The sequence below is a fragment of the Rhabdaerophilum sp. genome (genome assembly GCF_046092605.1).
GTDB lineage: Bacteria > Pseudomonadota > Alphaproteobacteria > Rhizobiales > Beijerinckiaceae > Rhabdaerophilum.
This window is the reverse complement of sequence record NZ_JBJTDY010000158.1, coordinates 1-7,760: the sequence shown is the minus strand read 5'-3', so window position 1 is coordinate 7,760 and position 7,760 is coordinate 1. Positions and strand designations below refer to the sequence as shown.

9 protein-coding genes are annotated in these 7,760 nt (G+C 63.3%); 5 read left to right on the top strand and 4 right to left on the bottom strand.

Annotation, left to right across the window (positions count from 1 at the left end):
• Together ACKODO_RS12240 and ACKODO_RS12235 are read right to left on the bottom strand one after the other, a co-directional pair.
• On the bottom strand, nt 1–644 hold a 644-nt coding region (locus ACKODO_RS12240), incomplete at its 3' end, for a class I tRNA ligase family protein (RefSeq protein WP_408983716.1).
• A gap of 188 nt (nt 645–832) precedes the next feature.
• The gene (locus tag ACKODO_RS12235) at nt 833–1,795 is read right to left on the bottom strand and encodes a bifunctional riboflavin kinase/FAD synthetase (RefSeq protein WP_408983715.1); all 963 of its coding nucleotides are present in this window, start codon (nt 1,793–1,795) and stop codon (nt 833–835) included.
• Nucleotides 1,796–2,006: 211 nt separating this feature from the next.
• Between ACKODO_RS12235 and ACKODO_RS12230 the strand changes: the two genes are divergently transcribed.
• Nucleotides 2,007–2,393 (top strand): response regulator, encoded by a 387-nt coding sequence (locus tag ACKODO_RS12230; RefSeq protein ID WP_408983714.1) that lies wholly within the window; start codon nt 2,007–2,009, stop codon nt 2,391–2,393.
• 22 nt (nt 2,394–2,415) lie between these two features.
• Here ACKODO_RS12230 and ACKODO_RS12225 read toward each other — a convergent pair whose 3' ends face one another.
• Nucleotides 2,416–3,285 (bottom strand): TIGR01459 family HAD-type hydrolase, encoded by an 870-nt coding sequence (locus ACKODO_RS12225; RefSeq protein ID WP_408983713.1) that lies wholly within the window; start codon nt 3,283–3,285, stop codon nt 2,416–2,418.
• Between the two features lie 85 nt (nt 3,286–3,370).
• The gene (locus ACKODO_RS12220) at nt 3,371–4,807 is read right to left on the bottom strand and encodes an EAL domain-containing protein (RefSeq protein ID WP_408983712.1); all 1,437 of its coding nucleotides are present in this window, start codon (nt 4,805–4,807) and stop codon (nt 3,371–3,373) included.
• A gap of 197 nt (nt 4,808–5,004) precedes the next feature.
• On the opposite strand from ACKODO_RS12220, the gene ACKODO_RS12215 reads away from it, so the two are divergent.
• The 4 genes from ACKODO_RS12215 to ACKODO_RS12200 form a co-directional block, all read left to right on the top strand.
• The gene (locus tag ACKODO_RS12215) at nt 5,005–5,481 is read left to right on the top strand and encodes a RidA family protein (protein WP_408983711.1); all 477 of its coding nucleotides are present in this window, start codon (nt 5,005–5,007) and stop codon (nt 5,479–5,481) included.
• A 127-nt stretch (nt 5,482–5,608) separates the two neighbouring features.
• Nucleotides 5,609–6,964 carry an aspartate aminotransferase family protein gene (locus ACKODO_RS12210; RefSeq protein WP_408983710.1) on the top strand — a complete coding sequence of 452 codons (1,356 nt, stop codon included), beginning with the start codon at nt 5,609–5,611 and terminating at the stop codon, nt 6,962–6,964.
• 83 nt (nt 6,965–7,047) lie between these two features.
• Nucleotides 7,048–7,275: a hypothetical protein gene (locus ACKODO_RS12205; protein WP_408983709.1), complete on the top strand. Its 228-nt coding sequence runs from the start codon at nt 7,048–7,050 to the stop codon at nt 7,273–7,275.
• Between the two features lie 33 nt (nt 7,276–7,308).
• Nucleotides 7,309–7,760, top strand: a 452-nt coding sequence (locus ACKODO_RS12200) for an ATP phosphoribosyltransferase regulatory subunit (RefSeq protein ID WP_408983708.1), incomplete at its 3' end; no start/stop codon positions are given.

Genomic DNA, 7,760 nt, shown 5'->3' with positions numbered 1-7,760 from the left:
TATTCGATCTCGGCTTCGGCGAGCGCGGTTTTCTCCACCACGCTCCACATCACGGGCTTGGAGCCGCGATAGAGCAAGCAGTTATCCTTGAACTTCATGATTTCGCGGGCGATTTGCGCTTCCGCCGGATACGTCATGGTCTGGTAGGGGTTGTCCCAGTCGCCGGTGATGCCGAGACGCTTGAACTCGCCGCGCTGCACGTTCAGCCAATGCGTGGCATAGGCCCGGCATTCGGCGCGGAAAGCGTTGATGGCGGCACCCGAGGCGAGCTCCGGCTTTGCCTTGCCCTTCGCGCGATATTCCTCCTCGATCTTCCATTCGATCGGCAGGCCGTGGCAATCCCAGCCCGGCACGTAGTTGGAATCAAAGCCGAGCATGGATTGGCTGCGCGTCACGAGGTCCTTCAGGATCTTGTTCAGCGCATGCCCGATATGGATGTTGCCGTTGGCATAGGGCGGGCCATCATGCAGCACGAATTTCCGCTTGCCTGCGGAGGCCTTGCGGATGCGGGCATAGAGGTCGATCTCCGCCCAGCGCTTCAGGATTTCCGGCTCCTTCTGCGGCAGGCCGGCGCGCATGGGGAAGGGCGTTTCGGGCAGGAAGAGGGTCTGCGCATAATCAAACGGGGCGTTCTCGGCGCTCATGGCACTCACGATCTGGCACTCACGATACGGCTGGAAGAAACAAGCGGGCGGGCGCAAGCCGACGGATGGACAAACCGGCCGCGCCTCGCGCTTCAGCGCGGGGCGACCGGGGTCGTAATTCGCGTGCGTGACCAAACGGCGCTCGTCATGCCTCGGCCTATAGCAAGCGGCGGCTTCCGCGCAAAGCGCTATTGCTCCGAGAGAATCCGTCGCGCCTCGGTCTGGTCGGCATCCATCTGCCGGATCAGCGCCTCGAGGCTGTCGAAGCGTTCCTCGCCGCGCAGGAAGCCCTGGAAAGAGACCGTCACGCGCTTGCCGTAGAGATCGCCCGAAAAGTCGATCACGAAAACTTCCAGCAGCGGCGCGCCGTTATCGAACATCGGACGGCGGCCGAAACTCGCCGCGCCAGCCCGCGATTCGCCGTCGATCTCGATCCGCACGGCATAGATGCCATGGCGCAGGCCGTTGCCGGAAGGAAGCGCGATATTGGCGGTGGGGTAGCCGAGTTCGCGGCCCCGCTTCGCCCCGTGAATGACCTCACCGGAAACCGCATAAGCATAGCCGAGCATGCGATTGGCCGTTGCGACATCCCCTTCGGACAAGGCCTGCCGGATGGCGCTGGAGGAGACAATGGCGCCGGTCTCGTCGCGATAGGGCTGGACAAAACGAACGGCAAAGCCATGGCGTCGGCCGGCTTCCGCCAGGAATTCCGGCGTGCCCTGCCGTCCCTTCCCGAAGTGGAAATCATGCCCCACCACCACGCCAGCCGCGCCCAGGCGCTCAACAAGAAGATGCTGGACAAAATCTTCCGCGCTGGTAGCCGCCAGCCGGGCATCGAAGGCGAGCAAGGCGAGAGCCTCAAATCCGATGGAGGCAAGCCTTTTCGGCCGCTCTTCCGGCGAATTCAGCCGGAAAAACAGGCGATGGGGCTGGAAGAAGGTGCGGGGATGGGGCTCGAAGCTCAGCGCCGTCACGGGACCCGCCTGCCGCAGGCCGGCGGCCAGCGTGCGTGCCGCCGCCGCCACCACTTCATGCCCGCGATGGGCGCCATCGAAATTGCCGATGGCAAGAACCGGCCGCACAAGCGGCTCGCGATCTTTCCCGAGAAAAATCAGGTTGATCGCCAGGGATCCGGTGGAAGGCTCGATCATTTTGGTCCGGTCGGGCAGGCAAGGGTGAACGATGGATGCCGAAAGCATCACGAAATTGGTTCGCAGTTGAACCGCATTAACATAATCGCAAGAGGCCGCGACATAATGTTGTTTCCGGTGGGTTCTCAACTCCAGGTTCAAAGGACAGGAGAAGCCTTCGCTGCGGGTCCCGGAGAGGATTCCAAGCGGATCGCCTCAGGTGGAGTAAAACATGGCTTTCGATGCAGGCACGTCCATTCTTGTTGTGGATGATTATCAGACGATGGTCCGGATCATCCGGAATCTTTTGAAGCAACTCGGTTTCGAGAATGTCGACGAAGCGTCCGATGGTTCCGAAGCGCTCGCGAAAATGCGCGAAAAACGCTACGGCCTCATCATCTCGGATTGGAACATGCAGCCAATGACGGGGTACGAACTGCTCAAGCAGGTGCGCGCCGACCGCGAACTTCACTCGACGCCATTCATCATGGTCACCGCCGAATCCAAGACGGAAAACGTGATCGCCGCCAAGCGGGCTGGCGTCAACAACTACATCGTGAAGCCGTTCAACGCCCAGACGCTGAAGGCCAAGATCGACGCAGTCGCCGGCGCGACCTGATTTTCATTGAGTTCCTGCAATCTCAATCAACAAGGCTGACCATGCAATAGGTTGGCCTTAGTCGCGTCTCGGCTGAAAACTGTTCCAGCCGGGCAAGGTCGTAATTGTTGCCGCTCAGCCCGATCTGATGCCCATGGATGCCGGCGATCGTCATGATCACGTCATGCCCCTCGGCATTGGCCCCGGCAATATCTGTGCGGAACGCGTCGCCGATGCAAAGCACCCGGTTCAACGCGAGCGTTCGGCCCAAGGCCGTCTCCAGGGCCTGCCGCGCGCGTTCATAAACAAGCGGCTTGGGCTTGCCGACCCAGATGACCGACCCGCCCATCTTCTCGTAGAGATCCGCGATGGCGCCCGCGCAAGGGATCAACCGGTCCCCCCGCTCGACGATCAGATCCGGGTTGGCGCAATAGAGGCGGAGCGCTCGCGCGTGTGCAGACTGCAGCATGGAGCGATACTGGTCCGGCGTCTCGGTCTCGTCGTCGAAAAGCCCGGTGCAGAGTATCAGTTCGGCTGCCTCCAGCGGAGCGGGCCTCGCTTCCAGGCCTTCGAACAAGCCGGAATCGCGTGCCGGCCCGATATGGTAGAAGGTCTTTGCCCCCTCTTTTTCGAGCAGCTCGCGCGTCACGCCGCCCGATGAGACAAGGGCATCATAGCAGGGCTCGACCACGCCGAGATCACGCAACTGCTCCGCCACCAGATGCGGCAGGCGCGGGGAGTTCGTCAGCAGCGCGACCGGCTTGCCGGCACGGCGCGCCCCGGCCAGCGCCTGCTGCGCCCCCGGCGTGGCCATGACGCCATTGTGGAGCACCCCCCAGACATCGGAAATGATCGCCTCATAACGATCGAGAACGTCGGAGAGGCGATCGATGGGCTGAATGCGGGCAGACATTGGGAAAGCGGAACCTCACGGCAAGACGCGGCGTGGGTTGCTCGCTAATGGCTCGCCTTCCCGGAAACAACCCCCGCGACCAATTTCAGGCGCGGCGTGCAATTTCACGCAGGCCGCGACGCTCGGCTTTGGGCGGGGTCTCGCCCGCTTTAAGACGCGCCCCGGACTCAGCCGTTGCGGGATCACCATCATCCAGCGCTTCGGGGCGAACCGCCTGCGGCGGCGCGAAAACGTGACCCTGGGCATAGGCGATGTTGAAATCGATGAGTTCGGCGACGGCCGCCTCGTCGTTCACGCCCTCGATGACAAGCGAAATCTGGCGACGAGCGAGAAGAGCGGCAAAATCAGCCGCGGCCACTTCGAGGACCTGTTCCTCGCTCTGGCTCGCCGCAAGCAGCCGGTTTGCATCCATGCGCATCCAGCGGACATTCGACTGCTGCAGCCGCGGCAGTTCGAAGTTGTAATCCGTCACTTCGCGCACCATGAAGCGGAAGCCCATCTCGGAAAGCTGGCGCAGCGCCTCGTTCTCCACCGCAATCGCCTTCTTGAAAAAGCGTTGAGGAAGCGAAAGCACGATGCGGCGCGGCGCGTTCGGCGCGTCAGCGACAAGCGCGCGCAATTCATCGAAAGCCGGTTCGCTGAGAAGATAGCGCTGCGAAATATCCGCGACGAGGGTCACGTCGCGCTGGCGCTGCTGGAACATCCGGGCAAGGCGCATGGCCTGAACCATAAGCTTCCGATCAAACGCCAGCTGGTGGCCGACATGCTCAACCGCATTGCGAATCTCGCTCGTGGGGATGTGCGGGTCGCAGCCATCCGGGCGCAGGCTCACCTCGTAGGCGCGGGTCTTGCGCTGGGGCAGGCTCACGATACGCTGGAGATAAAGCTCGAAGCGATCGGCCGCGATGGCAGCCGCGACAAACTGACGCACGGCGCGCGGAGGCTCACCGAAGGTCGAAAGATTCGGAACGCCCGGAATCTCGCGCAGGCCACCTGCGGAAGAGCTCGAGTCCGGATCGATCTTGCCATCATGCAGCGGGTTGTGCGAGGCCAGCGCCGAGGCACCAGAGGCGGCCGGAATGGACCAGGCCGAAGCGGCGGGGCGCGGCGTGGCTCCGTCGCGCCGAAGGGCGGCAAGCTCGCCTTCCACCTGTTCGGTGCGGCGATCGAGTTCGGCCATCTCATCGGCGATGTCACACACGATTTCACTGAGAGCAGCCCATTCGGTCGCGCGATCAGGCGCGGGCGCGGACTCATGTTGCACAACCGCATCGCGCATCTCCCGCGTCATGCGGGCGAGCATCGCGGCCTGTTGCCGCGTGGTTTCGAGGTGATCGCGCAGAAGCGCGAGCTCCTCCTGCATGAAGACGCCGCTGAAGCGCAGCGCAAAGGCACACGCGACCAGCGCCACGGCGAGAGCCGCCACCACGAGCGCCAGCAGATCGTACCGCTGCGCAAGAAATGTCAGACCGGCAGCGGCAACCGCGACCGTCACGACCTTGAGGAGAGACCGAAATTCCATCGGAAAGCGTGCGCCCCAGCCCAGCGAATCACTACCGATAAACCTATTGAATCGCAACGGCGCTGGCGAGTGCCCAATCGGCCAACCGGCTGTGAAAAGTGCGGTTGACGAGAAAAAATTTTCGAGGCCGATCTTTTGGAACAGTGACGGCTCGCGATACGAAAAGGGATTGTTACGCCAGTGGGGGATTTCTGATCATGCCGAGAGTTATCAATCCGCGCGGCATCGCGCCTCCGGGGTCGCGTTATGCGCATGGCGTGGTGCATTCGGCCCGCGCCCGCCGGCTGGTGATCTCCGGGCAGGTCGGCCAGCGGCTCGACGGGTCCGTGCCGGATGATCTGGCCGAGCAGATGGAGGCCGCGTGGGACAACCTCACCGCGATTCTCGCCGAAGCCGGAATGAGCATCACGGATCTCGTGAAGATCAGCGCCTTCGCCACCGTTCCGGGCTCTGTGGCGATGTATCGCAGCATCCGGGACCGGCGGCTCGGCGGGCATCTCTGCGCGGCGACCTACCTGGAGGTGGCGGGCCTTGCGACGCCTCGTTTCCTGTTTGAAATCGAGGCGGAAGCGGTTTCCGAGGAGCCTGACCAGGCTTTTCTCGAGCTTCCACAATCGGACGAGGAATTCGCGCTGCCGCCGGCGCTTCAGCCCGGCGCCCGGGCCGATCGGTGATTTCCACGCCACAAGGCACCCAGCCCCGCGAGAAATTGCAGCCTCATGGCCCTCAAGCGGGGTTGTTTCGCGCGCGCGGCGGCGTATCCTTCCCTTTGATCAAGCCTGATGGGGGAGAAACAGTTCCATGTCGAAATCCAGCGCCGCGACGCCGATCACCACCTTCTCCCAGCCGAACGACCTCGAGGCGTTCTGGATGCCCTTCACCGCCGAGCGCGCGTTCAAGAAGAATCCGCGCATCGTCTCCCGCTCGAAGGACATGCATTATTTCACCTATGACGGCCGCGCGATCCTGGATACGACCGCCGGCCTCTGGTGCTGCAATGCCGGCCATAACCGCGACCCGATCGTGGAGGCCATCAAGGCGCAGGCGGAAACGCTGGATTACTCGCCGCCCTTCCAGTTCGCGCATCCCCTCGGCTTCCAGCTGGCTTCACGCATCGCGCAGATGGCGCCGGGCGATCTCGATCACGTCTTCTTCGTCAATTCCGGCTCGGAAGCGGTCGATACCGCGCTGAAAATGGCCATCGGCTATTTCCAGGCGAAGGGCGAGGGCAATCGCTGCCGCCTGATCGGCCGCGAGCGCGGCTATCACGGCATCGGCTTCGGCGGCATCTCGGTGGGCGGCATGGTGGCGAACCGCAAGGCTTTCGCGACGCAGCTCCTGCCACATGTCGACCACCTGCCGCATACCTATAATCGCGCGGAACAGGCCTTCACCAAGGGCGAGCCGGATTGGGGCGCGCATCTCGCGGATGATCTGGAGCGCATCGTCGCCCTGCATGATGCCTCGACCATCGCCGCCGTGATCGTGGAGCCGATGGCGGGCTCGACCGGCGTGCTCCCCACGCCGAAAGGCTACCTCAAGCGCCTGCGCGACATCTGCGACAAATACGGCATCCTCCTGATCTTCGACGAGGTGATCTGCGGCTTCGGCCGTCTCGGCACCTCCTTCGCGGCCGAGCGCTATGGCGTCACGCCGGATCTCATCACCTTCGCCAAGGGCATCACCTCGGGCACCGTGCCGATGGTCGGCGTGATCGCGAGGAAGCACATCCACGATGCCTTCATGAAGGGCCCGGAGCACATGGTGGAGTTTTTCCACGGCTACACCTACTCGGCGCATCCGCTGGCCTGCGCGGCAGCCATGGCCACGCTGGATGTCTATCGCGACGAGGATCTCTTCGAACGCGCGAAAAGGCTCGAGCCCATCTGGGCCGATGCGATCCACTCGCTGAAGGGCCTGCCGAACGTGCTGGATATCCGCACCGTGGGCCTCACGGCGGCGATCGACCTCGCCTCCATGCCCGATGCCTTCGGCAAGCGCGCCTATACCGCCATGCATCGCGGCTTCGAGGATTACGGCTTCATGGTGCGCAATACCGGCGAGACGCTGGCGCTCACCCCGCCGCTCGTCATCTCGGAAGCGCAGATCGACGAGACCGTGGACAAGCTCGGCAAGCTCATCCGCGCCGTGGCGTGAGGCGGGGACAGCTGTGGCTGCAATCGGGGCCATGCTCCGATTGCAGAATTCCCAGGAACGGGAATCGCCTCTAGAATAGGGCTATGAATCGTTCCGATTGCTTGCAGCAGGCCTTCCACCGCTTCGGCGTCACCATCAGTGCGGCCGAGATCGCGAGTGTTTCCCAGCACAACCCGCATGAAGCGATCCTCGTGCTGCTCGCCAATCGCGAGATCGCCGCCCGCTTCGATGCCGCCCATGGCCACCCGCCGGAAGAGGCCGATCTCGAAGCCCTGCTCGAAGTTTATGAGGCGGCCGCGCGGAAGGCGTGACAAGCGGCGCGCACGGGGCTAAAGCCCCGCTTCATGAGCACCGAAAAGACCGGCACCGAGACGCCGAAACCCGCCCGCCAGGAAGCTTCCAAGACAGAAGCTCGCAAGCCCCGTGGCCTGCCCGATCGTTCGCCCGCGGATATCCGCGCCACGAACGAGATGATGCGCGTCATCCAGCGCGTGTATGAACTCTATGGCTTCGAACCGGTGGAAACGCCGTTCCTCGAATACACGGACGCGCTAGGAAAATTCCTGCCCGATCAGGATCGGCCCAATGCCGGCGTCTTCTCGTTGCGGGATGACGACGAGCAATGGATGAGCCTCCGCTACGATCTCACCGCGCCGCTCGCCCGTTACTGCGCGGAGAACTGGCAGAACCTGCCGAAACCCTATCGCAGCTATCGCGCCGGCTGGGTGTTCCGCAACGAGAAGCCCGGCCCCGGCCGCTTCCGCCAGTTCATGCAGTTCGATGCGGATACGGTGGG

Coding starts and splice junctions, on each gene's coding strand:
- ACKODO_RS12235 (WP_408983715.1), bottom strand. CDS start 1,795: ATGATCGAGCCTTCCACCGGATCCCTGGCGATCAACCTGATTTTTCTC.
- ACKODO_RS12230 (WP_408983714.1), top strand. CDS start 2,007: ATGGCTTTCGATGCAGGCACGTCCATTCTTGTTGTGGATGATTATCAG.
- ACKODO_RS12225 (WP_408983713.1), bottom strand. CDS start 3,285: ATGTCTGCCCGCATTCAGCCCATCGATCGCCTCTCCGACGTTCTCGAT.
- ACKODO_RS12220 (WP_408983712.1), bottom strand. CDS start 4,807: ATGGAATTTCGGTCTCTCCTCAAGGTCGTGACGGTCGCGGTTGCCGCT.
- ACKODO_RS12215 (WP_408983711.1), top strand. CDS start 5,005: ATGCCGAGAGTTATCAATCCGCGCGGCATCGCGCCTCCGGGGTCGCGT.
- ACKODO_RS12210 (WP_408983710.1), top strand. CDS start 5,609: ATGTCGAAATCCAGCGCCGCGACGCCGATCACCACCTTCTCCCAGCCG.
- ACKODO_RS12205 (WP_408983709.1), top strand. CDS start 7,048: ATGAATCGTTCCGATTGCTTGCAGCAGGCCTTCCACCGCTTCGGCGTC.